The organism is Vibrio sp. 970 (assembly GCF_033339075.1).
The window spans coordinates 1-655 of record NZ_JAWOTW010000394.1 but is presented as its reverse complement, the minus strand read 5'-3'; the positions used below and the strand labels follow the sequence as shown (position 1 = coordinate 655).

General features: G+C 48.5%; 1 protein-coding gene. It reads right to left on the bottom strand.

Annotated elements, in window-relative coordinates:
* Positions 1 to 126: 126 nt before the first annotated feature.
* Positions 127 to 655, bottom strand: a 529-nt coding sequence (locus R7Q11_RS26900; protein WP_225467078.1) for a glycoside hydrolase domain-containing protein, incomplete at its 5' end; no start/stop codon positions are given.

Here is a 655-nt window from a genome sequence, read left to right as displayed (position 1 = left end):
TTCTACTCATACTAAGTGCGCCATTAGTTTGGCGCAACGAAGCTAGATAGGAGATACGTTCATCACATCAAATCCCCCTGTATTCTTCAAGCTATTTTAGCCTGAGGAATACATTTCAAGTGAAGCTTATTGAGGCGCTTTCATCGCTTCAGATTTGTCTGAAGTCATGACGAAATGCAGCTCACCACCATCTTTCAAATCGCTGTGCGCGAAGCTGAAGTTGTCACTCAATTGTTTGCCGTTGATGGTCACCGACTTCACGTAGATGCTCTCTTGGCTGTTGTTTTCTGAGGTGATGGTGAATTTACCGTCCGCGACTGGAATCACGGCTTTGTCGAACAGAGGACGACCGATGGTATAGCTTGCTTCGCCCGGCGTGACTTGGTAGAAGCCCAATGCAGACATCACATACCACGCCGACATTTGACCGACGTCTTCGTTACCAATCAGACCTTCATGCGTTGGGTGGTAGAACTCGTTCATCGCTTGGTCGACGATTTCTTGTGTCTTCCAAGGCTCTGCCGTCCAGTTGTAGAGGTAAGGCACGTGATGATCTGGCTCGTTACCCATCACGAACTGACCGATGTAGCCAGACATGTCGTGTGATTGGCTTGTATCGGCGTTGGAGTCCGCATTAAACAGCGCATTCAAGTTG